30 protein-coding genes and 1 pseudogene are annotated in these 25,996 nt (G+C 69.6%); 12 read left to right on the top strand and 19 right to left on the bottom strand.

What is annotated here, in order from left to right; all coding sequences use genetic code 11:
• Positions 1 to 2 precede the first annotated feature (2 nt).
• Genes ACFC0Z_RS06510 through ACFC0Z_RS06460 form a run of 11 tightly spaced genes read right to left on the bottom strand, consistent with a single transcriptional unit; the run spans position 3 to position 7,937 of the window.
• Positions 3 to 458, bottom strand: coding sequence for a hypothetical protein (locus ACFC0Z_RS06510; protein WP_376433329.1), 456 nt, complete (start codon positions 456 to 458; stop codon positions 3 to 5).
• Complete coding sequence (locus tag ACFC0Z_RS06505) at positions 455 to 913, bottom strand: TadE/TadG family type IV pilus assembly protein (protein WP_376433327.1); 459 nt, start codon at positions 911 to 913, stop codon at positions 455 to 457. The genes ACFC0Z_RS06510 and ACFC0Z_RS06505 overlap by 4 nt, the downstream gene beginning before the upstream one ends.
• Positions 913 to 1,335: a TadE/TadG family type IV pilus assembly protein gene (locus ACFC0Z_RS06500; protein ID WP_376433326.1), complete on the bottom strand. Its 423-nt coding sequence runs from the start codon at positions 1,333 to 1,335 to the stop codon at positions 913 to 915. Before ACFC0Z_RS06500 ends, ACFC0Z_RS06505 begins: the two co-directional genes overlap by 1 nt.
• Before the next feature lie 24 nt (positions 1,336 to 1,359).
• Positions 1,360 to 1,590, bottom strand: a complete 231-nt coding sequence (locus ACFC0Z_RS06495) for a hypothetical protein (protein WP_376433325.1) — start codon at positions 1,588 to 1,590, stop codon at positions 1,360 to 1,362.
• Positions 1,591 to 1,638: 48 nt separating this feature from the next.
• Positions 1,639 to 2,520 (bottom strand): type II secretion system F family protein, encoded by an 882-nt coding sequence (locus ACFC0Z_RS06490; RefSeq protein ID WP_376433323.1) that lies wholly within the window; start codon positions 2,518 to 2,520, stop codon positions 1,639 to 1,641.
• Positions 2,517 to 3,425 (bottom strand): type II secretion system F family protein, encoded by a 909-nt coding sequence (locus ACFC0Z_RS06485; RefSeq protein WP_376433321.1) that lies wholly within the window; start codon positions 3,423 to 3,425, stop codon positions 2,517 to 2,519. The genes ACFC0Z_RS06490 and ACFC0Z_RS06485 overlap by 4 nt, the downstream gene beginning before the upstream one ends.
• Positions 3,425 to 4,903, bottom strand: coding sequence for a CpaF family protein (locus tag ACFC0Z_RS06480; RefSeq protein ID WP_376433319.1), 1,479 nt, complete (start codon positions 4,901 to 4,903; stop codon positions 3,425 to 3,427). Before ACFC0Z_RS06480 ends, ACFC0Z_RS06485 begins: the two co-directional genes overlap by 1 nt.
• On the bottom strand, positions 4,893 to 5,744 hold the full coding sequence (locus tag ACFC0Z_RS06475; protein WP_376433317.1) for a hypothetical protein: 852 nt from the start codon (positions 5,742 to 5,744) through the stop codon (positions 4,893 to 4,895). Before ACFC0Z_RS06475 ends, ACFC0Z_RS06480 begins: the two co-directional genes overlap by 11 nt.
• On the bottom strand, positions 5,744 to 6,448 hold the full coding sequence (locus ACFC0Z_RS06470) for an SAF domain-containing protein (protein ID WP_376433315.1): 705 nt from the start codon (positions 6,446 to 6,448) through the stop codon (positions 5,744 to 5,746). Before ACFC0Z_RS06470 ends, ACFC0Z_RS06475 begins: the two co-directional genes overlap by 1 nt.
• Before the next feature lie 59 nt (positions 6,449 to 6,507).
• A complete protein-coding gene (locus tag ACFC0Z_RS06465) occupies positions 6,508 to 7,392 on the bottom strand; it encodes an ATP/GTP-binding protein (RefSeq protein WP_376433313.1) in 885 nt (294 codons plus the stop codon).
• Complete coding sequence (locus ACFC0Z_RS06460) at positions 7,386 to 7,937, bottom strand: hypothetical protein (protein WP_376433311.1); 552 nt, start codon at positions 7,935 to 7,937, stop codon at positions 7,386 to 7,388. The genes ACFC0Z_RS06465 and ACFC0Z_RS06460 overlap by 7 nt, the downstream gene beginning before the upstream one ends.
• Before the next feature lie 353 nt (positions 7,938 to 8,290).
• Here ACFC0Z_RS06460 and ACFC0Z_RS06455 point away from each other — a divergent pair.
• Positions 8,291 to 8,578 (top strand): annotated as a pseudogene (locus tag ACFC0Z_RS06455) (transposase); the annotation flags it as partial.
• Here the strand turns inward: ACFC0Z_RS06455 and ACFC0Z_RS06450 are convergent.
• From ACFC0Z_RS06450 to ACFC0Z_RS06440, 3 genes are all read right to left on the bottom strand, one after another.
• Entirely contained in the window at positions 8,571 to 9,056 is a 486-nt protein-coding gene (locus tag ACFC0Z_RS06450) for a hypothetical protein (protein WP_376433309.1), read from the bottom strand. The pseudogene ACFC0Z_RS06455 and the gene ACFC0Z_RS06450 overlap by 8 nt on opposite strands.
• A 98-nt stretch (positions 9,057 to 9,154) precedes the next feature.
• A complete protein-coding gene (locus ACFC0Z_RS06445) occupies positions 9,155 to 9,577 on the bottom strand; it encodes a hypothetical protein (protein ID WP_376433307.1) in 423 nt (140 codons plus the stop codon).
• Positions 9,578 to 9,955: 378 nt separating this feature from the next.
• Positions 9,956 to 11,518, bottom strand: coding sequence for a hypothetical protein (locus ACFC0Z_RS06440; protein ID WP_376433305.1), 1,563 nt, complete (start codon positions 11,516 to 11,518; stop codon positions 9,956 to 9,958).
• A gap of 233 nt (positions 11,519 to 11,751) precedes the next feature.
• On the opposite strand from ACFC0Z_RS06440, the gene ACFC0Z_RS06435 reads away from it, so the two are divergent.
• The gene (locus ACFC0Z_RS06435; protein WP_376433303.1) at positions 11,752 to 13,044 is read left to right on the top strand and encodes a pentapeptide repeat-containing protein; all 1,293 of its coding nucleotides are present in this window, start codon (positions 11,752 to 11,754) and stop codon (positions 13,042 to 13,044) included.
• A 273-nt stretch (positions 13,045 to 13,317) separates the two neighbouring features.
• On the opposite strand, the gene ACFC0Z_RS06430 is transcribed toward ACFC0Z_RS06435, so the two are convergent.
• Complete coding sequence (locus ACFC0Z_RS06430) at positions 13,318 to 13,935, bottom strand: hypothetical protein (RefSeq protein WP_376433301.1); 618 nt, start codon at positions 13,933 to 13,935, stop codon at positions 13,318 to 13,320.
• Positions 13,936 to 14,306: 371 nt separating this feature from the next.
• On the opposite strand from ACFC0Z_RS06430, the gene ACFC0Z_RS06425 reads away from it, so the two are divergent.
• Together ACFC0Z_RS06425 and ACFC0Z_RS06420 are read left to right on the top strand one after the other, a co-directional pair.
• On the top strand, positions 14,307 to 14,489 hold the full coding sequence (locus ACFC0Z_RS06425) for a hypothetical protein (protein WP_376433299.1): 183 nt from the start codon (positions 14,307 to 14,309) through the stop codon (positions 14,487 to 14,489).
• Between the two features lie 103 nt (positions 14,490 to 14,592).
• Positions 14,593 to 15,135 (top strand): GNAT family N-acetyltransferase, encoded by a 543-nt coding sequence (locus tag ACFC0Z_RS06420; RefSeq protein WP_376433297.1) that lies wholly within the window; start codon positions 14,593 to 14,595, stop codon positions 15,133 to 15,135.
• Here the strand turns inward: ACFC0Z_RS06420 and ACFC0Z_RS06415 are convergent.
• From ACFC0Z_RS06415 to fxlM, 3 genes are all read right to left on the bottom strand, one after another.
• Positions 15,119 to 15,994, bottom strand: a complete 876-nt coding sequence (locus ACFC0Z_RS06415) for an IS5 family transposase (protein ID WP_376433295.1) — start codon at positions 15,992 to 15,994, stop codon at positions 15,119 to 15,121. The genes ACFC0Z_RS06420 and ACFC0Z_RS06415 overlap by 17 nt on opposite strands.
• A gap of 45 nt (positions 15,995 to 16,039) precedes the next feature.
• Positions 16,040 to 16,927, bottom strand: a complete 888-nt coding sequence (locus ACFC0Z_RS06410; protein ID WP_376433293.1) for an ISL3 family transposase — start codon at positions 16,925 to 16,927, stop codon at positions 16,040 to 16,042.
• Between the two features lie 184 nt (positions 16,928 to 17,111).
• The gene (gene fxlM, locus ACFC0Z_RS06405; RefSeq protein WP_376433291.1) at positions 17,112 to 18,311 is read right to left on the bottom strand and encodes a methyltransferase, FxLD system; all 1,200 of its coding nucleotides are present in this window, start codon (positions 18,309 to 18,311) and stop codon (positions 17,112 to 17,114) included.
• A 126-nt stretch (positions 18,312 to 18,437) separates the two neighbouring features.
• Here fxlM and ACFC0Z_RS06400 point away from each other — a divergent pair, with 126 nt between their 5' ends.
• On the top strand, positions 18,438 to 19,451 hold the full coding sequence (locus tag ACFC0Z_RS06400; protein ID WP_376433289.1) for an NAD-dependent epimerase/dehydratase family protein: 1,014 nt from the start codon (positions 18,438 to 18,440) through the stop codon (positions 19,449 to 19,451).
• Here the strand turns inward: ACFC0Z_RS06400 and ACFC0Z_RS06395 are convergent, their stop codons facing one another.
• The gene (locus tag ACFC0Z_RS06395; RefSeq protein WP_376433287.1) at positions 19,452 to 20,471 is read right to left on the bottom strand and encodes a DNA-binding protein; all 1,020 of its coding nucleotides are present in this window, start codon (positions 20,469 to 20,471) and stop codon (positions 19,452 to 19,454) included. It abuts the gene before it with no gap.
• A gap of 602 nt (positions 20,472 to 21,073) precedes the next feature.
• Between ACFC0Z_RS06395 and ACFC0Z_RS06390 the strand changes: the two genes are divergently transcribed.
• The 7 genes from ACFC0Z_RS06390 (at position 21,074) to ACFC0Z_RS06360 (ending at position 25,991) form a co-directional block, all read left to right on the top strand.
• Positions 21,074 to 21,517, top strand: coding sequence for a hypothetical protein (locus tag ACFC0Z_RS06390; RefSeq protein WP_376433285.1), 444 nt, complete (start codon positions 21,074 to 21,076; stop codon positions 21,515 to 21,517).
• Positions 21,518 to 21,642: 125 nt separating this feature from the next.
• Positions 21,643 to 22,437 carry a class I SAM-dependent methyltransferase gene (locus tag ACFC0Z_RS06385; RefSeq protein ID WP_376433283.1) on the top strand — a complete coding sequence of 265 codons (795 nt, stop codon included), beginning with the start codon at positions 21,643 to 21,645 and terminating at the stop codon, positions 22,435 to 22,437.
• A 176-nt stretch (positions 22,438 to 22,613) separates the two neighbouring features.
• On the top strand, positions 22,614 to 23,114 hold the full coding sequence (locus tag ACFC0Z_RS06380) for a DUF6082 family protein (RefSeq protein ID WP_376433281.1): 501 nt from the start codon (positions 22,614 to 22,616) through the stop codon (positions 23,112 to 23,114).
• A 129-nt stretch (positions 23,115 to 23,243) separates the two neighbouring features.
• Entirely contained in the window at positions 23,244 to 23,438 is a 195-nt protein-coding gene (locus ACFC0Z_RS06375; RefSeq protein ID WP_376433280.1) for a DUF5999 family protein, read from the top strand.
• 86 nt (positions 23,439 to 23,524) lie between these two features.
• Entirely contained in the window at positions 23,525 to 23,707 is a 183-nt protein-coding gene (locus ACFC0Z_RS06370; protein ID WP_376433499.1) for a helix-turn-helix domain-containing protein, read from the top strand.
• A gap of 227 nt (positions 23,708 to 23,934) precedes the next feature.
• The gene (locus ACFC0Z_RS06365) at positions 23,935 to 24,954 is read left to right on the top strand and encodes a thymidylate synthase (protein ID WP_376433278.1); all 1,020 of its coding nucleotides are present in this window, start codon (positions 23,935 to 23,937) and stop codon (positions 24,952 to 24,954) included.
• Positions 24,951 to 25,991, top strand: coding sequence for a nucleoside-diphosphate kinase (locus ACFC0Z_RS06360; RefSeq protein WP_376433276.1), 1,041 nt, complete (start codon positions 24,951 to 24,953; stop codon positions 25,989 to 25,991). Before ACFC0Z_RS06365 ends, ACFC0Z_RS06360 begins: the two co-directional genes overlap by 4 nt.
• Positions 25,992 to 25,996: the final 5 nt, after the last annotated feature.

Below are 25,996 nucleotides of genomic sequence, written 5' to 3'. Positions count from 1 at the left end.
GGTCAGTCCTTCTTGGGTTGGGTGATGCCGTGCAGGAGCGTGGCGCTGCTGGTGGCGGTGACGGTCCATGTCGTCGGGACGAACCGGCCGCGGTAGGTGCCGGTGGCGTGGATCTGGATGCGGCGGCCGCCGTCGGTGACGGTGGCGGTGCCGCGGAGGCCGGCGCGGCTGAGGTAGGTGCGGGCGGCGGCCGACGCGGCGCGCGGGTCGACGACGACGCCCTCGCCGGTGACCGCCTTGGCGGGGTCGACGGCCTGGGCGGCGGCGCGGGCGGCTTCGGTGGCGACGGCGTCGGTGCGTTCGTGAGCGTGGGAGACGCCGAAGGCGTCGACCGCGAGTACACCACCGAGCAGGAGCAGGGGGACGGTGATGAGGGCGACGAACGGAGCGACGGCGCCCCGGTCATCCAGACGCCGCCGTCGGTGCGGGCGGGGACGGGTGTGGTGGGTTGTGGTCATCCGCGCCCTCGGTAGGTGTCGACGACGGAGGTGAAGGAGGCGGTCAGGGTCCGTACCCCGGGGCCTCCGCCGAAGAGCAGGAGGTCGCCGATCGGGACGCGGCACGAGACGGTGACCGTGACTGTGGCCGTCTGGCCGAGCGCGGCGCCGAGCCCGCTGGTGGCGGCACGGACGCTGCTGTAGGTGCAGGGCTGGCTCTCCTGCGCAAGAACCGCGGCCGCCGCTTCCTGCGCGGCGGACTGCCCAGCCCCTGGGGTGCGTTCGAGAGATGCTGCTCGCGCCGCAGACTGGGCGGCGGCGTCGACGGCCTGGCCGGCCAGGGACAGCCGGGCGCCGGCGATGACGACCAGGGCGAGCGCGAGGAGCAGGGGAACGACGATGACCGCTTCGATCGCGGCGTCGCCCCGGTCCCCACGATGATGACGCAGCCGGGCGAGCGCTCTGCGGGCGGGCATCAGTTGCCCTCCTGGGTGACCCACTGCTCGATGGGACCGGACGCCGAAGAGCTGACGGTGATGCTCTTCAGTCCGGGGACGAGGGAGACAGCCTGGCCCCGGACGCGGATGCTCATGCGGGTGCGGCTCGTTCCGGCGGTGGATACCTGGATGCCGCTGACGAGGTTGCCTCCGAGGTCGGCGGCGGCCTTGCGTGCCTTGGAGGCTCCATCGCCGGGCCCGGCCCCGTACATGCGGCCGGCGGAGACACCTTCGCGGGCAGCGGTCGCGACGGCGTTGTGGGCCCAGGCGATGGTGAATCCCTGGATGGCGCCGAAGAGGATCAGGATGATGACCGGGAAGATGATCGCCACCTGGATGGGGGCGGATCCCCGGTCACGCTGGAGACCGCGGCCAGGCGGGGAGAGGCGGGTGCGCAGCATCAGGTCGTCGTGGTCTCTCTCAGATCAGCCGCCGAGGATCCCGGACAGCTTGCCGTTGGCTCGGGAGTAGGCGAGGGCCAGGCCGCCTGCGATGAGGACGGCCCCGGCGACGGCCGCGACGATGATGACGACGGTGGAGATCGGGCCCTCGCCTCGGTCGGACTTGGCTTCCTGCCGCAGGGTTTCGAGGCGTGCGCGGGTGGCGCCGGCGATGACGGTGAGCGCGGCCTGGGCGTGGAGGAGCGGGCTCTTCACGATGGGGTCCTTCCGGTCGTGCGGCCCTGGTCGGGGCCTGGTGGTGGGTCAGATGGAGAAGATGGAGAGGACTGCCGGGAACGCCATGGCGATCATGACGATGACGGCAAGGAGGGCGGCGGGGGTGTGGAGCTTCTCGCTGTCGGCGTTCGCGCGGGCAGCGTCCGCGGTCAGGAGCTCGTTGGTGAGGCCCTTGGCGCGGTTGCGGAGGGTGTCGTAGACGGAGGCCCCGTCGTCGGAGGACAGGCGCATGATGTCGGCGACGTCGGTCAGGACGGGCAGGTTCAGCTGGGTGCCGAGGTCGTCGAGCGCGGCCCAGGGCGAGGACTTCTCTGTCCGGGCGCGCAGGAGGGCTTCCTGGATGCGGGCGAACGCCCAGCCGTGGCCGATGCGGGCGGCATCCTCAAGGGCCTGCTCGGCGGCGACGTTGGAGGCCATGCGGGTGGCGACCAGGTCCATCCACGCGGCTGCCGCGTGCGCGAACTCCGTGCGGGCCTTGGCCGCTTCCGTTTTGACCGCCCAGTCCGGCACGAGCCACAGGACGGGGGCGAGCAGGACGCCGGCGATACCGGGGATGGACAGGGGAACGGACAGGCCCATCAGGACCCAGCCGATCGCCGGGACGAGCGGGACGAGCAGGCCGAGGAGTCCGAGCGCGATCTTGTTGGTGACGAACTGCTCGGGGCTCTGGGCGAGGAGGTCGAGGTCGGTTTGGGGCAGCTTCAGCCGTTCGGCGAGCCGTCGTGCCCAGGCCCCGCCCAGGGGCGATGCCGTGGTGGTGGCGGGGCGCTGTCCGGGGCGGGCGGCGGGCGGGTCGAGCCGGCGCAGGGCGGGGCCGATGCGCGGGGCGGAGGGCAGGGCTTCTCGGACGAGGAGCGCGATTCCGGCGCCGAGGGTGGCTCCGCACACGATGAGGATGCTCTGGCTCACGACGGCTCCCCTGCCGGTTCGTGCTGCTTGACGCGGCTGCGCGGGTCGTTGATCAGGAATCGGGGAATCGGAGTGTGCGCGGCGAGCTTCTTCGTCCACCACAGGACGGCGCCGAACGCGGAGCCGAGCAGGGCGAGGACGAGCTGGCCGAGGAAGGTGGCGTAGGGGGCGGTGTAGGGGACGAGGAAACCGACCAAGACGAGGGCGACGCAGATGATGGTCATCGAGCGCATCGCGGTACGGGACTTCGCGCGGTCCGCTTCGATCCTGCGGCGTACGGAGACTTCTTCGCGCAGCTGGGCGGAGACGTCTTCCAGGACCTTGGCGAGGCCGGGGCCGGGGTCTACGGCGCAGAGCATGAGCGCGGCGCACGCCTTGTCGGCGGTGACGTCGTCGAGACGGTTGGCGAAGTCGCGCAGTGCGTCCACGGGCAGCCATCCGGCTTTGATCTTGTCGGCGAGTTCGGAGACTTCGTCGGCGATCGCAGCGGGCGGGTTCCTCCGGCTGGTGACCAGGGCCTGTTCCAGGGCGGGACCCAGGCGCAGGATCTCGGACAGGCGCTGGGTCCACTCGGCGAGCGCCTCCAGCTTCACGATCCGCGCTTTGCCTCCGCTGCCCGCGCTCATCAGCCAGGGGACGCCCACCACCCCGGCGCCGAGGAGGAGAGCGGCGACGAACACGCCGGAGACGAACCACACCACGATGAACGTGACCGCCGCGCCGGTGAGCAGGGATCGGCGGCGTGCCGCCTCTCGCTGGCCTCCGGGCCCTCCTGTCCACGCCTTGCGCAGGCGGGAGGCGCGTCCGCTGTTCTTGGGCGCGGTCGTGCCGAGGGTGGCGAGGATCGCGGCGAGGATGCCGGCGGCGATGAGGGCCCCGCACAGGGTCCACCACAGGGCTCCCATCACATGCCCCCTATGCACGCGGCCGACTGGTCCAGGAGGTGGGAGGCGAAGCCGACGAGTTCGAGTCTGCGGCGTGAGCGCGGGGAGAGCGGGGCCGCGGGGACGGCGCGCAGGTCGGATTCGGAGGCGGGGCGGAAGATCTCGTTGTAGGCGGGGCGGCCGTTCTCGCCGATGCCGGTGATCTCCCAGATGTGGGAGACGAGACGGCGGGGGCTGTGGCCTGACTCGTCCACGGACATGAACACGATGAAGTGCAGGCCGTTGGCGATCTGCCGGTATGCGAGCTGCTCGGAGAAGTTCCCACGGGCCAGGAGATAGAGCTCGGCGATCCGGTCGAAGACGACGTGCGGCTCGGAGGCGTGCATGGTGCACATGGAGCCGGGCCGGTCGCTGGTGAGGGCCTGCATCATCGCGGTGACCTCCGGCCCGCGGACCTCGCCGACGACCACGCGCTTGAGCGACATGCGCTTGGCCCGGTACATCAGATCCAGCAGCGTGATCTCGCCGACCGCGCGCCCGTCGACCCGCTCCCCGTTGGACTCCCGCGCCTCCATGGGGACGACCTGGGTGTGGTAGCCGTTCTGGTGGGCCCACAGTTCGAACTCGGTCTCGATCGTGCCGAACCGCTCGTGCTGCGGGATCTCCCGCAGGAGGGCCCTCATCAGCGTCGTCTTCCCTGACGACTGCTCACCGACCACGATCACGTTCCGGCGCGCTCGCACGCAGGCGCGCAGGAGGCCGGCGATCGTGGTGTCCATGGCGCCGCCGCTGACGAGGTCGTCGAGGGTGGCGTTCTGGAGACGGTGGCGGCGGATCGTGACGAAGGTGTGCTCGCCGGTGATCTCGGGGTGGAGGGCCTGGAGCCGTGAGCCGTCGGGGAGGCGGATCGCGACGTCCGGGGACGCGGTGGAGAAGGTGCGGCCGGACTGACCGCTGTTGCGGATCAGGTCACGCACCAGCTCCTGGAGCTCCTCCTCCGACTCGGCCACCGGGTCGCCCGGCACGGGCGCGCTGTCGCCGGAGTACTTCAGGTGAACCCGCTCGTGGCCGTTGATCCAGATGTCCTCGACCGCCGGGTCGTCCAGGTAGCGCTGGAGCCGGCCCGAGCGGAAGAGCATGTCGAAGACGAGGACCGAAAGGTCGTCCTCTTCGGTGTAGGTCACGGGCCTGACCTGCCGGGTGGCGTCTCCCCAGACGGCGACCTGCTCGCTGATCAGCGCACGCGCCCGCTGCTCCCTGGCCTTCCCCGTAAGACCCGGGTTCTGCTTGGCCTCAGCGAGCAGCTGGCTGTTGACCCGCCGCTTCATCTCCCCCGCTGCCTTGGCGTCCACCCGCACACGAGGCCACGTCGGAGGGGCCGTCGACTGGCTGGCGACGGCCGCGACCTGGGCGTACGCGGCAGGAGGCGGACCGTACGCGGACGGAACGGCCGGGCGGGCCAGAGGAGGCGGGGTGGGGTGGATCGGCTCAGCGCGCATCGACGACTCCGCTCAGCAGCCGCTGCGCGAGCGGGGAGCGAGGGGCGCCGAGACGGGCTCGTCGTGTGGCGACATGCTGGCGGATCGGGGTGGTCGCGTCGAGCGCGGCGCCCATCAGCTTCGACTTCATGAACTTGCCGTTCTCCGGGGCCCCGTCAGAGAGCACGGCCGCCTCTTCGGGCCGGTAGGGCAGGGTGGCCACGACGCGGACACCAAGCTCGGACTCGGCCTCCCGCGGCCCGTACGGGCCCTGCCGGATCAGCAGGATTCCCAGGGCGCCTGAGCCGCCTCCGGACTCGCCGTCCATCTGGGCGCGCAGCGCCTTGATGCGGCTGGCGGCCGCGTGAAAGCTGCGGACGGTTCCGCGGACGACGAGCAGGACGGTGTCCGCTCGCAGGGCCAGGACGCTGGAGGAGCCGAAGGCTCCGGAGCGGCCGAGGTCGACCAGGACGTCGTGCCCGTACTGGTCGATGCCGGTGAACAGGTCGGCGAGCTGGCCCCAGACCGGACTGAGACCGGGAGCCTGGTCAGGAGAGGTCAGACCGGGCAGGAGCAGCCGGTTGCCCTCGCTGGACTTCGCCTCGTCTCTCAGGACGAGGAGCTGCGGCCAGAAGGCATCGACGAGGTCTTGTGTCCGGGAGGAGAGCGCGAGGTTGCGCAGGCCGCGGTCGGCGGTGACTTCGCCGCCGAGCGCGCCGGCGAGGATCGCGCCGCCGTCCGGGTCGCATTCGGCGAGCACCATCCGTCGGCCTTCTGCCAGCGGCCAGGCCCGGAGCAGCGCGAGCGCGGTGGTCGTAGCGCCGGGGGCGCCGGGCAGGCCGGCCAGGGCGATGACGGCCATCACGCTCCCCCGGGGGAGTCGACGACGAGAGCGACATCGCCGGTCGCGGCCTGCGCGGCGAGCGTGGGGCCGAACTGGGAGGGAACGGCGACGTCGACGACGGTGTCGCCGGTGGCGGCCTGCTTCTCCCCCACCTTCACGATCCGCGCCGCGATCTCCACCGGCGCCGGACGCTTCCCGTCCTCGCCGGTCGCGGTCTGTCCTTCCGCGGGGGTGGCGACGACGAGGACCCTGTCACCCGGGGACAGCCGGGTCGCGGGCATCTGCGAGGCCTTCAGCCCGATGCCCACCAGCCTCTCCCCCTTCTTCACCAGCGTGCGGCTGGTCGCCTGCCCTTGTGTGAGGAGGGAGCCGGGAGTGAGGGCGACCGCCGCGCGCTTACCGACGACCTTGTCGCGGTCGGCGGCGAGGACCGGCTTGAGCGCGGGGTCGAGCTGTACCTGGGCTTCGATCAGGTCGCCGTCCTTGATGACATCCCCGGCCTGCACGCCGCGGGCGACAGCGAGGACCGGGGTCCGCTCCCCCGTCGCCTGGAAAGCCAGGAGGCCGCCGCTGCCGCCAGCCGCGATGAGCGCGACGGCCAGCGCGTACATGCCGGGGCGTCGGCGACGGGCCCTGAATCCGACGCTGGCGCCGGGGATCTGCGGTCGTGCCGACTGCGCGGGCACCTGTCCGGCGGCCGGGGAGACAGCGGTCTTGCTCACGTTCTTTCGCCTTTCCTGAAGGAAGTGGAAGGACGGGCAGGGAGGGGTTCTGGTGGAGGTCAGCTGCTGCCGACGGCTTGCAGCTCGCCGACACGGATATCGACCGCGCTCCGCCTGGTCTGCGTCATCTGCCCCGACTGACCCGTCGTGGCCTGCCAGTCGACCGTCCACGTCGACGTCGCCACCACGTGGAACGCGCCCACGAGCGAGGGCTGGGCGTAGCGGTGTCCGCAGTCCGGGGACGGCCTCTTGCCGTACGCAGGCTTGTAGGGCGTACCAGGCGTGGTGCAGGTGACGGTCTTCCCATCGCCCATCTGCCACACGATCCGCTGCACCTTCGCCGTTGCCGTCACCGTGATGCCGCCGGCGGACGCGGAGGCAGTGTTCGGCCCGTACGTCTCCGGGCCGCGCTCGGTCCACATGTAGACCGGCATCCCAACCAGACCCATGCCGCCTGGCTTCGGGACGATCCCGATGTCGGGTCCGCGCAGCGTCATCTGATCGGCGGCCTGTTGGGCGAGGACGGCAGGATCGACAGCCGGGGCTGCGGGACCGCCAGGGCCGCCGACGAGTGTCTCAGTGATCATGGTGGAGGAACCATCCGCCATGAAGTAGCGGCAGGTCCGCATGTACAGGACGGCTCCCTTGGCGGGATCCTGGCCTTCCCAGATTCCGCTGTCAGACGCAGGCTGAGGTTCTACCTTCTTCGCCTGTGTGCACTCGGGCGGCTTGCGCTTCGGCCCCTTGCCCCCTCCCCCGCCGGTGCCACCCGAGCTTCCACCGCCTGAGCCGGGCACGTCGACCTCGACACCGCAGACGAACGCACCGCACTCGGCACTGCTTCCGACCCCGGGGCTGTCGGCGTATGCCGGGACCGCGGCCAGTACCGCTGTGGCAACGGCAAGGGTAGCGATGGGTGCGGTGCGCAGCCGCGGCGTCAGCACTTCTTCCCCTGCTGCTCGTCGCGGATGACGACCCACCCCTGGGGCCATTTCTCCACGGTGGCCTTGATGACGTACGTCAGGAGTCGGTCCTTGGGGAGGTTGGTGGCTGGCTGGCCGGTCTTGGTACGGGTGACCGTCCAGCGGGAGATGTCCAGGCAGCTGGAGATGACGACGCTGGGGACCTTACGGTCGAGGTCCGTGCTGACGACTGTGGGGTTGAGCACGGTGACGTCGCCGAGGATGACGAGGTTCCGGCGGTGCATGTCCGCGGCGTCGTTCTCGACCTTGAGGAGGGCGTCGACTGCGGCGTACTTCTTCAGGTCGCCAGCCTTGCTGGACTTGTCGGCGTAGCGCTTCTCAACCTCCTTCCAGTGGGATAGGTACGTGTCGATCGCTTGCTTCTTCGCGATCTCGGCAGGGTCCGTGGACGTCTCGCTGGGCTCAGGCTCGGTGGTTGTGGCCGCGGCCGGGGTCGTCACGGGCAGCTTCGAGAAGGCCGGTTCATTGCTGCTGCAGCCGACCGCGAGAGCGGCAGTCGCGCACATCAATGTGATTTTCTGTGCCTGCTTCAATTTGGACGTACGGGTCATTCTCGCCTCCCATGACGTGTGCGGGCATTCGACCTCGCCTGCGCGAAGTCCGCTCCTGGGCAGTGATGAGGCCACAGAGTATGAGCCATGCGCTACGCACAGGAACGCCCAACTCCACATGGAGTTACGAGACTTGGTTCGTTTTCGGCGATCTCGGCTGGATTCATGCCACGAGGCATGGCGAAACCGTGGCGAAATCCCGTGGGACGACGACGCTCCACCGATCGGGTTATCGGACGGGCTCCCACACCTTCCAGTGAATCCCCAGCAGAACACCGGCGGTTCGCCCGTCCTGGAAATAGCCAGCCGCATCCGCACTCGGACTCGCCCCGGCGACCCGGAGCTCAGGTTCCTCGTTCCGCGGTGAACAGCCCTCCAGGAGAGGAAACAAGCAGCTCAAACGGGCTTTCTTCCTCTCCGCGTTCGCCGCCCTGGGCGACCCGGCGTCCCGGGCCTACTACGACAAGGAAATCGCCCAGGGCAAGCACCACACCCAAGCCCTGCTCTGCCTCGCCAGGCGCCGGGCCGACGTCCTGTTCGCGATGCTCCGGGACGGGACCTTCTACGAACCGCAGCCGTCGGCCGCGGTCACCTGACCTGCAGGTCTGCGAGGAGAACGACTCGATCTGCCTCGACATCGAAGCCGAGCACCGGATAGCCATAGTCGCCTTCCGGGTCCATCGGCACCGGCTTGCCCAGCCGCCGCCCGATCTCCCGAAGGAACCCGCAGAACGCATCAAGTCGCTCCTGGCCCTGCAACTCGCGCAGGTCGACGTCGAAGTCGACTGCATCGTCGGCATGGAAACGGAAGATCGCCAACACATCAGGCGTCGGCCAGACCCGCAGGTCCGAGCACTCGGCATCCGCCGGCCGGGACAGCACAACCTCCGCCCGGGGCACCGGAAGCACCGCCTCTCCCTCGGAGTACTGGCACTTCCAGCCCTTCTCCACGACAAGATCGAGGATCGCCTGCCAGTCCTCCACCGAGGCACCCGGGACACGCACGTCCGGCAACGACCCCATCAAGTCCGGATCGAAGAAGCACTTCACGTCATCCCACAGCAGATCAACCACCCCGCCATGCTGCCCCGGCCCACCGACCCGACGCACCCCCATTTCCCTTGACCAAAGACATAGGGGCCCCCGCTTGGACGGTCGCGCGGCGGACCGTCCTACCAGTACAGGCGGGGGCTGATGGAGCACCCGTGCAGGCCGGAGTCGGAGTAGAGGCACACCTCGTAGCGGGCGAACTCGCGGCGCAGGACCGTCGTCTCGACGGCCACCTCGCCGTTGCTGTAGCGGTCGCAGTTGCGGTACTTCTCGATCACTTCACCAGTGCTGAATCGGAAGCGCGTCAGCACGTGGCAGCCCTGCGGGATCGGCCCGTCGATGTAGCCGTTGCCCCGGAAGTTCCCTCCTTGCAGGTCCCACACGTAGGAGATGCAGCCCGTGATGGTGGTGGCGCCCGCGCCCATGGGGGCACCGCATCCTCCGCCGGAGGCGGCCTGGGCGACGGGGCCGAACGCGGCGCTGGTGGCCAGGAGCAGACCGGCCATCAGCGATGTGGTCGCGTACCGAAGAGCCTTCACACGCATGCCTGGAACTCCCTTGGGGTGATCACCGTTGGTGGGGGGGCTGGCATATTCAACCGGCCTGAGTGGACTGCGGCAGGGAGTTATCAGGCCAAGAACCGGCGGCGCCTCGGACACAGGTTTTCTCGGCCGTTCTGTGCGGCGCCGCCGGGTTTCGCACGGAGCCCGCCGCAGCGAGGTGAGAGGGAGCACCTTCGCCAGCGGTGTGCTCGCCCGCTCACCTCAGGCGTCGTCGTCCTTGGCGGTCTTGACGGGCGGGGTGGCGCCGATGAAGTCGGCGGTGAGGATGGCCGTGTAGGGGGCGAGTTCTTCGTGGCTGGCGACGACGGCGCGCAGTCGCCCGGGACGAGCCGTGCGGCCAGGGTGCGAGGCCCATGCCGACTACCGCTCAGTCAGGCTGGCCGGGATTCTGCGCCACGGGCGGTCGTACCGGCCGCCGCATTGGGCGCAACGGGCCGTCATGAACGCCGACGCGGGAGTGGCCTCCTCGCACGGCTCGACGGGCTCGGCTCCCTCGGGGAACTCGGCGAACAGGCGCGGGGTCAGGCAGGCGCATGAGCCGGCGGAGCGGGTGCTGTCGGTGGGCTGTTGCGGGATCGCCGCGGTCAACGGGGTCGACGCCTTCGTGGTGGCCGTGGCCGGGGATGGCGGGGTGAAGTCCAGGGTGAGCGTCACGTACTGGTCCGCGAGATCCCATGGCGGTGGCGGGGCCTGGGCGAGGAACTGGGTGCGCAGCTCCCAGTTCGTGAACACGAGGATGCACGCGGCCAGGACCCGGGAGCCGGCCCGGGCAGGATCGGGGTCGATGATCGCGACCGGGTGTGCGTTCTCGCCCATCAGCGGGATGCCGCCGGCGTACCGGTCGTCGCCGAGGGTTCGTCCGACGTGGGCCGTGCGGAAGCCCTTCATCTGCAGTGCGTCGCTCGCCCATCCCGCCGTGTCCTCGCCCGCCTTGCCGAGGTGGGGCAGCGGCATGCCTGCGGCGCGGCATTTGCGCTCGGCGGCGGCAAGGATCCGGCGCACCATGCGCCGCGTGATCTGCTGGACCCGCAGTCGGCGTTGTTCCGCGTCGCTCAGCCGCCACGAGGGGCCTGCCCATTGCTCTTCCTCGTCGAGGCGCTCGGCCAGCAGAACGTCTTCTTGATGCTGGCGGGCGTCGAAGAGCTGGCGCTCTTCCTCCTTGCGCCGGCGCGCTGCCTCGTCGCGTCGCGCCGACTCCGCCGATTCCTGGTAGTCGGCCTCCGCTCGCAGACACCGCTCCTCGACCCACAGCATGTCGAGGACGAGGCCTTGAGCACGGCGTTCCGGGCTGTAGGCGACCATCTGATGGCCGAAGACCCGCCGGAGGAACTCGGTCAGCGGCACTGGGTCGGCCCTGACCCACTCCCCGCTCGCGAACCGTGCCAGCCCTTCGACCACGACGGGCAGGTCATGGGCCCCGCCCAGGCGCACCGAGGGCACCACACCGAGCCAGGGTGCCCGTCGGTAGCAGAACCACACCGAGGGAACCTGGTCCCCGAGCATGCGGTCCGAGCGGGCCTTGATGTCGGTGTCCGTGATCGGGGACAGCTGAGCTTCCAGCGCGAAGCGCCAGAGGCCGCCAGGATCGCTCGCTAGTACGTCCGCCCGCCACGCTCCATCCGGGCCGTTCACTTCGATGTCGGCTGCCGCGCCGGCCTCCTGCGCCGCCGTCAGCAGGCACCACTTCAAGGAGAGGTGATCGAGCGACTCGTCCCCCGCCGGGCAGTCGTCCGGCGCCCCGGGCTGGTGCGCGAAATGCGCCACCTGCCGCCTGGAAAGCCGAGCATGCATCGGCCAGCCGCAGCCCCCGCACGAGAGCCGCGAGGGCTTCACCCGGTAAACGTCGTCCCATGAGCGCCCGCATCCAAGATCGGGAAGATAGGCCTGGAGCCGGCCCCATTCCTCATGCTCGGCATGGAACAAGAGATCGCCCCCAAATCCGCGTACCGCTCGCAAGCCCGCCCCGCGCAGAGCTCTACCCCCCCTCCTCCGTTTTCAGTCCGCCACCCTGGCCACGCGCGTTGTGGCGCTACCTTGGGCCGCAGGGGCACACCGTACGTCTCGGGGCAGGACGGCACACGAGGCGACGCCGACGGGCTTGACGCGATCGGCGGCCCCTGGCGGGGATCATCGAATTCATCGGGCAGGGGGGCCTCATGGTGCGAGGCAGGCAGGCGGGCTTTGACCCGGGCGAGCGGGAGCTGCGGTTGTCGAAGGTCGGCCGCGTTCTTGCCGGGACCTTCGTGGCGGCGATCCTGGTCGCGGGCGGTGTCTTCTTCACCCTGGTGCTCCTCCTCGATGTCCAGGGCATCAGCCCCACCCGGAAACTCGACGCGTCCACGCTCTTCGATCTCGTGAAGCTGTCGTTCGGGGTGGTCGCCGGGGCCGGTGCGCTCGTCGCCCTGGTCGTGGCTTACCGGCGCCAGCGCGTCGACGAGGTTGGCGCCCACCGCGAAGCCACCCGCCTGCACACCGAACGCTTCTCCCAGGCCGTCGACAAGCTCGGCTCGGACTCACCGGCCGTCCGTCTCGGAGGCGTCCACGCCCTGGCCGGCCTCGCCGACGACGCACCCGACGACAGCCTGCGTCAAACCTGCGTCGACGTCCTGTGCGCCTACCTCCAGCTCCCCTTCACCCCCGACCCGGGCGACGACCCGGCCCACCAGGAGGAACATCACCGCTACCTGGCCTTCCGCAAGGTCCGGCACACCATCCTGCGCCTCATCGGCGACCACTACAGGCGCCCCCGGGGCACCTACCGCTCCTGGCAGGGCTGCGACCTCGACCTGACCAGCGTCACCATCGACGGCGACATCAACTTCAGAGGCGCGGTGTTCTCCGACGCCGACGTGTACTTCGACGGCGCGGTGTTCTCCGGCCGGGTGACCTTCAGCGGCGCGGTGTTCTCCGGTGGCGACGTGTCCTTCGACGGCGCGGTGTTCTCCAGCGGCTGGGTGTCCTTCGACGACGCGGTGTTCTCCGGAGTCGACATCTCCTTCGACGGAGCCGCGTTCTCCGGCGGCGGCATGTACTTCAACAGAGCCGTGTTCTCCGGCGGCAGGGTGTCCTTCCACGGCGCGACGTTCTCCGGCACCAGCGTGACCTTCCTCACCGCAGCGTTCTCCGGCAGCAACGTGACCTTTAACGACGTGACCTTCTCCGACGGCCTGGTGGTCTTCGTCAGCTCGGCGTTCTCCGGAGGCCAGGTGTCCTTCGACCGCGCGGTGTTCTCCGGCAGCAACGCTCTCTTCGGCGGCGTGACACTCGCCGGCGGCGAGGTGTCTTTCAACCGCGCGGTGTTCTCCGGCGGCGACGTTTCCTTCCACCAGGCGAGTGGCCCGGCTCCCGCAGGACTTCCCGAAGCCTCCTCCATAGGTGCTCCTGGGACTGTCTCCCTACCCCGGGCTTGGCGGTTCTCCGGCCACTCACCAGGGCCGACGGAGGCCTAGCCCACGATCTCGATCTTCTCTCGTACTCGCGGTGGGCCTTGTGCTGGGCTGGGACTGCCGGGAAGTCCTGGCCACCATCGAGCGACCAGCAGCAGTTGAGGAGCTGGCGGTGGACTGCGGGAGCGAACTGGCTGTGGGTAGTGCGAGCGCGTCGTGGAGTCAGGAGCCCAGCTGCGACACGGCGCGCTAGCGGAAGGTCACACGCCCGGAGGCCCGGGACGAGCAGGCCACCACGTTCGCCCCGGAGACACGGACCGGCGGCCCTCTACCGGGTCAGGTCCAGGTGAGGCGCCTGTAGCGTCCGATGAGGGTTTGAGCGGCCTCGTTGGTCATCCCGAGGGCCTGGGCGATCGCCCGTGTCGATTCGCTCTCTTCGTTTTCCAGGGCCCGGACGGCCTCGGGGCCGGCTTCGACGGCGATCACCTCGAGTTCACGGCAGGCCTTCAGCATCGTCGCGTACGCGCGCGTCGTGTCTTCTGCGTCCCAGAGTCGCTCCAGTCGCTCGCGGACCTGCTTGAGCAGGCCTGCGAGGTCCTCAGGGAGGGCGACCGCACGGCTGGCGACCACCTCGAGGTGGGCTTCCCAGTCCGCGTACGGGCCGGTGGTGTCGTAGGCGTCGGGGTCGTCGTTCTTCAGAGCCTCCTGCCAGTCGATGGCGTAGGTCGGCGCGCCACGCCACCCGCACGCGCACCGGCCTCGCATCGACGTTGCCTTCGGCCGACGAAACAACCCGTCGTAGTGCCCCCAGAAGGTCGACTCGTGGAAAGTGGCGCCACTGCCCAAGTCGAAGACGACCGGCTCCGGCTCGCTGCCGTCGGCCAGTAGCACCCCAACCGTGCCCTCGTGCGACTCGAATCCGTCCCGCGTCCACCCGTCCGGCTGCCCGTACATCCTGCTCCCCTTCTGTCTCCACACACGCGCCCTGGCTCACCGCCGGGGCGTCTCCGACCACGATGCGATCCAGTCCCGGGTCACCGCAGCTGGTTTGCGACATACCCCGCAGGCAAATGCAGCACGTACGACTCTGCGCGCCCCCATTCACGCCCGCCGAAGGCGACCACCACGTCGCCTGGCCCCTACGACCGTCTGCCCTTGGCGCGCCATCACGCCACGCCGCGGAACACTTCTTCCGGGACGCAGACGAGGTCCCGCCGGAGCGCCTCAGCACCGCCGGCGGGGCTCGTGAAGTCTGCGTCCCGGAGCGCTCTGCGGGTCGCTAGCGTGAGAAGCAACCGGAACGGACGGATGGAGGGGCGGAGCGGGTGGCAGCGGGGGTGGAGGCGTGGGAGGCCACGCACGAACAGGAGTACGACGAGAGGGCGTGGCCCGGGGTGCAGCGGCTGGCGTGGGCGCTGACGAAGCGGCACATCGGTTACGACCCTGCCGATATCGAGCGCATCGAGGAGGACGGCGGGGACTTCGTTGACGACCCGGCGGGCCGCTAGGAGCGGCGGACGAAGGGGATGCCCGCTTCGCTACTGCTAGGGCGTGTATCGGAAGTGCCTGGTGAGGATGGTAGAAAGCCCATTCGCGATTCAGAATGCTCGGATGGTCACGCTTGAGACTCCCCGTCTGATCCTGCGTCGCTGGCGCGAGGATGATGTTGTGCCCATGGCCGCTGTCAATGCAGACCCCGAGGTCATGAGGTGGATCGGTGATGGCAGCGTCCGTGACGAATGCCAGACTCGCGGCGGAATCGAGGCAATGGAGCGGGAGTGGGACACGCACGGCTTCGGCCTGTTCGCCGTGGAGATCCGCTCCACCGGCAAGCTGGCCGGGTTCACCGGTCTTTCAGTCCCCGACTTCATGCCGGAGCTGCTGCCCGCAGTTGAGGTCGGCTGGCGGCTCGGCCGGTCCCACTGGGGGCAGGGCCTGGCCACCGAGGCCGCCGCGGCCGCTGTACGGTTCGGGTTCGAAGGCCGAGGGCTGGAGCGGATCGTCAGTGTCGCCCAGGTAGGCAACGACGCATCCAAACGGATCATGACCAAACTGGAGATGCACCCGGTCCGTGAGGCCGTCGATCCCAGCTGTGGTCGCCGAGTGCGGGTGTTCAGCCTGTCGTCGGACCGGCACGTCACAGCCACTCGTTGATAGCCGCGATCAGCACGGTCGCCTCGTAGCGGACGGCGAGCTTGTCGTACCGGGTGGCTACAGCGCGGTGCCTCTTGAGGCGGTTGATGCCGCACTCGACCGCGTGGCGCTCGCGGTAGTCGACCGGGCCGAAATGCGGTGGCCGGCCGCCGCGGGAGCCGAGCTTTTTGCGGTTGCGCGCCTGGTCGGCCTTGTCCGGGATGGTGCAGCGGATCCCGCGGCGGCGCACGTAGGCGCGGTTCTTGCGGGAGGCGTACGCCTTGTCAGCGCGCACGCGATCGGGGCGGACGCGTGGCCGGCCCGGCCCGATGCGGGGGACGCGGATCTTCTCCAGCACGGGTTCGAACTGCGGTGAGTCTCCGCGCTGTCCTGCCGTGATCACGATCGACATGGGCTTCTGGCCCTGCTCGCCTGCCAGGTGGAGCTTGGTGGTGAACCCACCGCGCGATCTTCCCAGCCCGTGATCGCGGGGCTCGGTGAAGATGCCGCCCGGCGGTTCCTTCTGCAGGTCGCCCTGCTTGCGGGCCCCGGCCGCGTGCTGATGGGCGCGGCAGACCGTGGAGTCGACGCTCAGGTCCCACGTGATCGCACCCTTGGCGTCGGCCAGGGACTGGAGCCGGGTGAGGATCCGCTGCCAGGTGCCGTTCCGCTGCCATCGGCGGAACAGGTCGTAGACCCGGCTCCACGGTCCGTACTCGACGGGGACGTCCCGCCACGGCACACCGGTCCGGACCCGGAACCGTATGCCGTCGATCAGCTGCCGCCGTGGCCAGACGGGCGGCCGTCCCGCCTTCATGCCCTTCGGCAACAACGGCTCCAGCGCCGCCCACTGTTCGTCCGTGAGATCTCCCCGCGCCATGAGCCGTGATCATTCATGGCTCAAGATCCACTTTCGATACACGGCCTAGCGCTGGCCCTGTGGCGGGCGGCCCGTGCGGACGGGATCCTCGTGGACGAGGTGCCATTGACCCAGCCGCTGTGGTGGCTGGGCGGCGCCCGCCACCCCGACCTCTACGCCGATCCGCTGACAGTGCTGGGCGACGCTCCGCTCGGCGGCCTCGCTCAGGTTGTGCCAGAGATGCCACCAGTCCGCTACCGGGTCGGCCTGCGGTGCACCGGTGGTGGCGCCCTCGGCGAAGAACGGTACCCGGTCCCGGCACACGATCTCGACGCAGGGCCGATCGGCGAGCCAGGCCGCCAGACTCGATGCCTCCCGGTCGGGCAGCAGGTCGACAGGGCGGCGGGTCTCGATGTCGACGAGAACGGTGCCGTAGTGGCGGCCCTTGCGGGTGGCGTACTCGTCAACGCCGACCACACGCGGCGCGGGCACTTCCGGCTCGGGAAGGGCGTCGATCAGGCGTAGGACGGTGCTCCGGCCGACACAGACCCCGAGCGCGGAGCTCAGGCGGGCGCCGGCCCGGCCTGCGAGGGCGAGACCGACCGCGGCCAGCGTCGCGCGCAGCCGCTCGGTCCGTTGACCGTGCCGACGGGTCAGGCCGGGTATCTGCTCAACGAAAGTGCGGCGAGTGCACCCCGAGTTCCCGCAGGCGAACCGGCGGACCCTCAGCTGAAGGACGACGCTTCGCCCGACGCTGGGTACATCAGCGGGAAACCACAGGTAGGAACCATGCCCCCGGCTCGACCAGACCCCGCACGCCGGGCAAGCGGCACCGTGCGCAGTGCATTCCACGTCGACCCGCACTATCGCAATGCTCACGTCCACCGACAACACCGCAACGTCCGCGATCGACGGGAACAACAGCTCCTTCAACCGGAGCACGATCTCTTCCACGGCCCCGAACTGTCAGCCCAACCACCTTGACCACGGCTCATTTTCGAGCGACTTCACCTACTGCCCGGAGAAGCCCAGCCGTCACTCAGCGTGGGCGCGTCACAGAACCTGAGCCAGAACCGCTACCCGTGAACAAAGCCAAACAGGAGTCACCTGATGTGACGAGCCACGACCTCACACCAGATCATGAGTAGGCCAGCACCACGACGCTCTCACTCTTCATGATGAGGTGACCCTTCTCCGGCTTGTCGACGAGAGAATCCACCGGGTAGATCGTCATGGTCGGCACGGCCTTGCGGTCCGCGCCCCAGGCGTCGATGTGCTTCACCAGCCTGGCGGCCAGGGCGGCGCCGTCAGGGCCGTAGCCCACCGCACCCATCCTGTGGGACCGATCCGAGTCCGCGTCCTGCCGCATCACGATCGTGTAAGCGAGAGAGCCATCCACCACGAGAGCGGGCGTCCGGATCGGAATCACCGGGCGCCGCACTCCGGCCTCCAGCGCCTCGCTGGTGACCGCCACACGGCACACGACGTCGTCGCCCACCGTGGCCCGCAGCCAGATCCCGTCGAACGGCTCCTCGCCGCCCACCCGAGCCCCTGACCACACCTCTACCTTCGGTGTGTCGAACACGCCCGCCAGAGCCTCGGCGTCGACCACCTGGTCCTGGTCGTGGTGCAAGCGAACCCTCCCGTCGAGGAGCTCGACCGTGCGCTCGCCGTCCTGGCCGAGGACAGGCACGAACCCACAGAGCTCCATGCCCTCGGAGAGCAGAGTGTTGCCCCGGCGAACGAGGGCGACGGACTGCGTCTGCCCACGCCAGCGGAAGGGGAGCACCAGTCGGCCCCCGTCATCGAGCTGCTCCCACCAGGCGCGAGGGATGTCCCACAGCCCGACGGTCGCGGTCATCCGGTCGTACGGGGCGTTCTCGGGCGCGCCCTTCAGGCCGTCCCGCTCGATCACCGTAACGCGTTCGAAGCCCGTCGCGTTGAGCGTCTGCCGGGCGTGCAGGGCGGCGTCCGAGTCGATGTCCACGGTGGTGACGGCACCGTCGGGGCCGACGACCTCGGCGAGGAGCGCGGCGTTGTACCCGGTGCCGGCGCCGATCTCCAGGATGTTGTCACCGAGCTGAGGGTCGAGCTGGGCCAGCATCATCGCCACGATGGACGGCACCGATGCGAGCGAGAGTGGGAGAGGGCCGTCGGGGTTCTCCTTGATGCTCACGGCCTCGTCGGTGTAGGCCCGGTAGGGGTCGAGGCCGGGGAGGTACCGGTCCCGTTCGACGGTGCGCATGGCCCGCTCGACGGCCTCCGGCAGAGTGCGGCCGGACGCGATCTGGTCGACGAGCCGGTTGCGCCGTTCAGCGAGGGTGGGTGTGTCGGTCATGGGGTCCTTTTCAGTTCAGGAGGAGACAGGTCGCCCACCCGGGTAGAAAGCCGCGTAGCTCGCACGACAACCGAGAGGCCGCGCAGAGTTGCCCCGGGAGTCACATACCCCTCAGGATCATGGGCCATGAGGATTCTGGTCATGGGTGGGACATGGTTTCTGGGCAAGGCTGTCGCGGAGGGAGCGTTGGCGCGAGGGTGGAAGGTCACGACCTTCAACCGCGGGCGATCAGGTGCCGACGTGCCCGGGGTCGAGGCCGTACATGGCGACCGCACAGTACGCGAGGACGTGCGAAAGCTCGCCACACACGGTCCCTGGGACGCCATCATCGACACCTCCAGCTCTGAGCTCCCCCCGAGGGACGTCCTCCTGGCCACCAGTGAGCTCGCGGACCGTGCACAGCGCTGGGTGCACATTTCCACGGTTTCGGTGTACGAGGGGTGGCCTCACGAACCGCTGACCGAGGATTCCCCGCTGCTCCAGTGCCCGCCCGACGCCGACGGCTCGTTCGGGTACACGGGCGAGAACGGCAGCCCCACGCAGTACGGCTTCCAGAAGGCTGGCGGCGAGCGAGCCGTCGCCGAGGCGTTCGGCGACGAAGTGGTCTTTCTCCGGCCCGGCGTCATCCTGGGGCCTGGCGAGTACGTGGGCAGGCTCCCGTGGTGGCTGGAGCGTGCCAAGCGCGGCGGTCGCATCCTCGCGCCCGGCCCGGCCGAGCAGCGCATCCAGCCCGTAGACGTACGGGACGTCGCAAACTTTGCCCTGGACCAGGCGGACGGGACGGACCGAGGCGGCTTCAACGTCACCCACCCCGAAGGCATCTCCTTCGCCGACTTCCTTGGCGAGTGCCTGCGCGTCACCGGCGCCGAAGGCGAGCCTGTCTGGGCGGATCCCAGCGAGCTTGCCCGACACGCCGTCGCGCAGTGGACCGAGATGCCGCTGTGGCGCACCCACGCCGGCGTGTGGGCAGTCGACTCCCAGCGCGCGGTCGACGCCGGCCTCCGATGCCGACCGCTCGTCGAGACGATCCGCGACACCTGGAACTGGTGGTCCGCGGACGGACGTCCCGTAGCTCACCCTCGCTGGGATGACCACGGGGTTGATGCGGAGAAGGAGGCGCTGATCCTCGCTTCCCTCTGATCAGGCTTCGATCGCCAACAGGGGAACACCCGGGCCGAGCGTGTACGGCGGCGAGACCCGGGTGAAGTCCTCGATCCGCTCCCGCAGCTCCGCCGGGAGCGCCGAGCCGTGGTACTGGGGCTGGGCCAGGTGCCGGCCGACACGGGCCGCCCGTACGACGATGCCAGTGTTGCGCTGGTCGACAGGCACCTCCCACATCAGCGCCAGGGCCTCGGCCGCCCCATCGACATCGCCGCCGTGGAGACGGGCATAGGCCAGGTCGGCGGCCGCACCCGCCCGGACGTCTGTGGACTGGTCATCCTGGGGGCGCTGCGCGAGCAGCGCGAGAGCTCGGCTGGCCTCCGTCTCGGCCCGCTCCATGTCACCCATGAGCAGAGCAGTACTGCCGTTCGACATGGCCAGTCGTTCCTTGGGGAAGCCGAACTCACCACCGACGTCGTCGTGCAGCTCGTCCCGGGAGGCCACGTCGAGGTCGTCGGAGAGCCGGATGGAGCGCTGCGCCGACTCGGTGTCGCCGATGTGGACGTAGGCGCGGGCCGCGATGGCATGGAGCCGACGCCGCGCGATCCCGCCCAGGCCGTTGTACGACAACGCCCGGCGGGCCTTCGCCACCGCCTCGCTCGTCGCACCGGTGTGGTAGGCGATGTAGGCCATGGTGCCGTCGGCGTACGCCTGGAGCGGGGTGAAGCGGGTGGTCTCGCCGAACAGGGCAGCCGTACGCGCCAGCGTCCTCGCGGGAACGAAGTAGCCGAGGTCGAAAGCGGTCACGGCCAGGAGAGCCGCAGCCTGGCCGTTCAGGATCATCAGGGCCTGCTGCTGGATCGGAGCCTGCGTCCTGTCGCGGTGCCGCTCGATCTCGCGGAAGAGGTCATTGCCCTCCTGCCACGCGGTCGCTGGAGCCAGGACGGGATAGCGCCGGGCCAGGCTCGTCACCTGGTCGCGAAGCTCGTCGATCGTGTTGTCAGAGATGGTCGCCGAGGCGGTTGCGTCGGCGCTCCCGTGGGCGTCACGTGCAGTCATGAGAACTTGTTCTTCCAGGTCGAGCGCGGGTGCCTGGGGATCGGCCGCAGGGGGTGGGGCGAACAGCTGCTCTGCCGTGTAGGCCGGCCACATTGCCTCAAGGATTCGGCAGGTCTCGGCGCCTGGTAAACCGGTGAGCCTCCCGGCTGTCCAGCGGCGGAACTGCGTTTCGCCGCACGTCGGGTTGGTGCTCCTCGGCCCGTAGAGCCTGTTGCCGGCTCCGACGAACCTCTCCGAGAAGCGCCGGTACGTGAGCGCTTCCCGTTCGCACAGCTGCGCGAGCAACGTCCTTGGTGCGCTTTTCATCCCCATCCCCAGCCTGCGGTGCCTCGTTGAACGAGTCGATCCCTTCCCTCGAAGGGGAACCCGTATCTCCGGTCGGTGACAACTCCCTCAGGTTGGAAGCCACTTCGAAGCCACCCCGAGGCCACCAGTGTCGCCCGAAAGGGGCACAGAGGCCACGTGCCGAGGCATGGTGAGGCCATGTACGTCGGGTGAACGATGTGGCCCACGCCCTTGCTGGACGTGCTCGTCCGAGCACGTTCCGATGCCGGGGGTCGACATCTGGGCTCAGCCCTTCCCCGACTTTGCCGAGGCAGATCATGACAACGAGCCAGAGCACCGCCCGCGCGCTGGCGCTGGGTGGTGAGGACAGTTCCTTCTGGGACAAGAAGCGCCTGGAGCGCTTACGGAGGGAAATGAACGGCGCCGCTCTCATTGGGCGGAGCGGAGGGCGGGTGGTCCTCTATGTGAAGACCCTCCCCGGCCTGGACCCCACCGCGCACTTCGAGGAGCTGTCCATTAGGGCCCGGAGTCAGGGTTGGACCGTGCACATGAAGATCCACGACGACGGCGGCGGGATTCAGGTCGACAGCGAGGCGTGGGGTGAACTGATGGCTGCGCTGCGCGGCGGCTTGGCCCAGGGCGTGCTGGTCCCCAGCTTCCACCACATCAGCATGGACACAGTCCTCTACGCGAATGCGCTCAAAGAGATCGCCGAGCTCCGGTGCTTCACGTCACTCCTCGTTCCGGAGCCCTCGACTTGAGGGAGCCCGGTTCGCTGGCTCGACGATCACGGCGTGGGATGGCGGCAGCTCGCCAGCCAAGCCCTCCTCGTGATCTCCGTGGCCGCCTTCTTCGCATGGTTCCACCTCGACGACTTCCGGACTCCGTGAGGACACCCAAGACGTTCGAACAGCGCGACCGCGGCCAGGCCCTGGCCGCAGTCGTCCCCGCCCCCCAGCCGCCGGCCGAGGTGAACCTCTTCGGCGTGCCGCTCGGGGACACCTTCACACACCGCTTCGGCCCCGCCCGCCTTTACCCGCATCAACTCCAGTACCTCCCCCGCCAGCGACGACCAGGAGGCCACGTCGTGACCGCTCCCGCCCTCGCACACCGGACCGCCGCCTTCTGGGACGACATGTACGCCACCCCCCGAGCCACCATTCAACCGATCCTGCTGGATGAGCTCCGCCTCCTCCAGGATCGTGCCGGCGCCAAGCTTGGACAGCGCGCCATGGACATCGGCACCGGACTCGGCGAGTGGGCCTGCCAGATGGCGCAGGTGGGGCTCCTGGTCACAGGCTACGACCACTCCCCCGTCGCGATCGAGCGCGCCCGCGAGCTCCACGGAGCCCACGGCGGCACGCTCCGCTTCGAGCTGCACAACTTCGACAACGACCCGATCCCCCACGCCCTCGGCACCGGCAGCATCGATCTGATCTCCTGCCGTCACAGCCTCCACTTCCTGGACCAACAGCGCCTCATCGTCGACGCCAGACGGTGGCTGCACCCGGACGGCGTCCTGCACGTCACCACAGCGGTTACCGAGAAGATCGGACGGGAGATCGGCATGCCCGAAGAGCGCGTCCGCGCCCTCGCGCAGGGATGGCGCGGGTACGACCGCTACGACCTCGCCCCCGACGGCTCGATCACGGCCGTGGTCCTCCGAGGCCCCTGGGGCTGACCCGAAACTCACGCAGGCCCTGGAACTCAACGCCTCCCGCGAGGGAGCCAGAACCGGACGCGGTAGCACCCCCTGGCACGGACTACTACGTCCGCTGCGGCTTTTCCTTGGGTATGCCCGGCGCACACGGGGTGCCGAAGTTCGTGCCGGGGCCCGTCGACCCCATGAAGGGAACCATGAAGCCCTCGACCGCCATCCTCGTCGCCGCCGCCGTGGTGGCATCCGTCACCACCCTGAGCGCAGAGCGCCGACACCGGGAGACGATCCGGCTGGCCAAGCAGCAGCACCGGCAGCGCCTCGAACTCGGCATCTCCGAGCTTCACCAGCAGCTGCTCGCCGACGCCGCGGCCGATTCCGAGCAGTGGGAGATCTGGGGCAAGGGCGAGCGGCCCCCCGAGGACACCCGCCGGACCATCAAGGTCAACCGGCAGATCTGCCTCACCCAGCTCACCCACACGCTGAACCTGGTGAGCCTCGACGAGCTGCGGGTGCGGGCCCGAGCCCTCATGGAACGACCGGCCGTCCGGAAGTACTGGACGGAGACCCGGGACTTCCGGTCCCAGGAGACCCAGACCACGATGAGCGACGTGTTCACGTCGATCCTCGTCCGCGAGCTCGTCACCGCGACCCGCAGGACGGACACGGCGGACGAGGCGGCCACCGGGGTCGCTGCCTGAGCAGAGGCTCCGGCCCCGCCGCGCACCTCCTGTGCCTTCCGCAGACGTTCTGCGAAGCCGAACCCCTCCTGCGTCGGCCCTACCGTCCCCCGTGGCCGGCGCAGGAGGCCCAGCCTGCCGAGGAAGACCATGTGCCAGCACCAGCCTGCCTGTCCCACCGCCGACTCCGCCGACCGGGAGGCGGCCCGACTGATGGCGCACCACCCGGAGCAGGGGTGGAGCCTGCTGTGCAACGGCGTCCTGCTCTTCGAAGACACCGGTGAACTGCTGCCGGACGGGCAGATCATCGCCCCGCACCGCCCCACGGAGAGGGCCGCCGCATGAAGACCACGGAGAAGCCCTCGACCATCCCGGCCGAGGACAGCGACGGCCCCGACCAGTTCGAGTGGCCCCTCCCCAGGAAGAAGCGGCTGCACCCGGGGCCTTTGCGCAACCACGCCGCAGCCGACCTGCGCAGACGCTACGACGCCGACGCCTCCATCCGAGACCTCATGAACCTGACCGGCAGGTCGTGCGGCTTCGTGCACCGCCTCCTGATCGAGGCCGGGACGCCCCTCCGGCCCAGGGGCGGCAACCGGTGGTCGAAGCGGTAGCACGCTCAACCCCAGACCACCGCCCCGCCCCGTGCCGCAACACCGGGGAAGGGGCGGGCCCAGACCCCGCCCGGCGCGGAAGCACTCCGACTCCACGCGCTTCGGCACCGGGCGGTCCGTCCCCACCAGCGTCCTCCGCATCAGCCCACGGGGCAGCGCACACGCCACAGAGCACCAAGCCGTGTCCGTACCGGCCGCACCACGGCCGCACCTAGACCTGGAGACCCATGATCACCCCACCCACCTACCAGTCGGTCGAAGGCGCCTACCTCGACCTCTTGAGGCTGGCCTCGCAGTCCCCCGAGCACCGCATCGACGCCCGCGGGAACTCGGCCCGCGAAGTCCTCGGGGTCTCCTTCCGGCTCCCGGACCCCCGCCAGCGACTCCCCTACCTCGCCGAGCGCAAGGCCAACCCGATCTTCCAGTTCGCCGAAGCCCTCTGGTACCTCGCCGGCCGCCGCGACGTGGAGATGATCGGCTACTACGCCCCCTCCATGCGGTCCAGCTCCGCCGACGGCGTCAACCTCGGCGGCTCCGCGTACGGCCACACCCTCTTCACCCCGGCCGCTGGAGACACCCTGTCCCCCTTCGACCGGGTCCTCGACCTGCTGCGCACCGAGAACGACAGCAAGCGCGGGTACCTCCCCGTGTTCTCGCCCGACGAGCACGCCATCCCCGACAACGTCGACATGGCGTGCCTGGCCGGCCTGCACCTCCTCGTCCGTGACGGCCGCTTGCACATGGTCTGCCACATGCGGGCCAACGACCTCGACTGCGGCCTGCTCTCCGACGTCTTCTCCTTCACGATGATCCAGGAGTACGCGGCCATCCAGCTCAGCCTGGAGCTGGGCAGCTACACCCACACCATCGGCTCCGCACACGTCAACGAGGCGAACATGGAGCGGGTCAAGCGGGTCCTGAACGAGGCGCAGCAGCGTCCCGCCGCGCCCCACTTCACCTTCCCGGTCATGCCGCACAGCACGGGCCCAGGCACCATCGACGAGCTACTGGTGCACGAAGAGCTCCTGCGCACCAACAAGCGGGACTACAACGCCAGCGAGATCGCCCACCTCGGCCTTCCCATCTACTGGCAGCAGTTCCTTCTCCTCTTCGAGGCATACCGGCAGATCCAGCACGGCGAGTCGGAGACCGTCACCAGCGACGTGCTCGAAGCTCTGCACCCGGGGCTGCGCTGGCTCCTCGCCCGCCGCTGGGCCGCCTGTCGGAAGGCGGTGACCGCGCTGTGAGCTCGAAGCCCCGAAGCGGTGCCGTGGTCAGCGAGGACATCGACTTCTCGCAGCTGGCCGTCATCCTGTGCAAGCCCGACGCGGTCGAGCGTGACCTCGTCGACGCTGTCCTGGAACGCGTCGAGGCCGCAGGGATCTCCGTAAGCGCCCGGACCAACGTGATTGCCCGGCCCTGGCAGGTCCACGTGGCCTACCGGGACATGCTCGCCGACCCCGGGCGCTCCCCGGCGAACCGTCCCTCGTACATCGAGGCGGCGTTCGTCGGTCGGCCGGTCGTGGTCGCGCTCGCCCACGGCGCCCCGGGCATCCACGCGAAGCTGCGACGCCTCATCGGTCACACCGACCCGACTCAGGCGATCGAGGGCACCGTCCGCGGCGACCTCGGCGAGGACAGCTTCGAGGCCGCGGCTGCGGAGAGACGCCTGGTGCGCAACTTGGTGCATGCCTCCGACGACTCGGAAGCCGCCCGGCGCGATCTCGCCACCTGGATCGGCGTCGGAAGGCCGGCGCCCGTCTCCAACTTCGAGACCATCTCCGTCGTCCTGTGCAAGCCCGACGCGGTCGAGCGCGGTCTCGTAGACGACGTCCTGGAGCGCATCGCGGCCACGGGCGCGGAGGTCACCAACCAGCAACTGGTCACAGTTCAACGGTGGCAGATCAACGTGCACTACTGGGATCTGCTCGTAGACGCGGACTGGTTCCCGGACCGGGACATCCCCTCGTGCCTGGAGGCGGAGTACGCCGACCGCGAGGTCGTCGTCGCCCTCGCTCACGGCGGCCTCGGCATTCACTCCCGGCTTCGCGATCTCCTCGGCTACTTCGACCCGTCGCACGCGGCCCCGGGCACCATCCGCGGCGATCTCGGCACCGACAGTCTCACAGCCGCCTCCGCCGAGAAGCGGCTCGTGCGCAACCTCGTGCACACCTCCGACGACCCGGAAGCCGCGCGCCGCGACTTCGGCACCTGGTACGGCGCCCGCCGCAGCGGACTCCTCGCCCCCCTCCTGCCCGCCCAGTTAGCGCCCGCTGACGCCTGAACCCT

The sequence above is a fragment of the Streptomyces sp. NPDC056144 genome (assembly GCF_042264145.1).
Lineage (GTDB): Bacteria > Actinomycetota > Actinomycetes > Streptomycetales > Streptomycetaceae > Streptomyces.
Note: the sequence above shows the minus strand (reverse complement) of the source record. Positions and strands in the feature narration are given on the sequence as shown.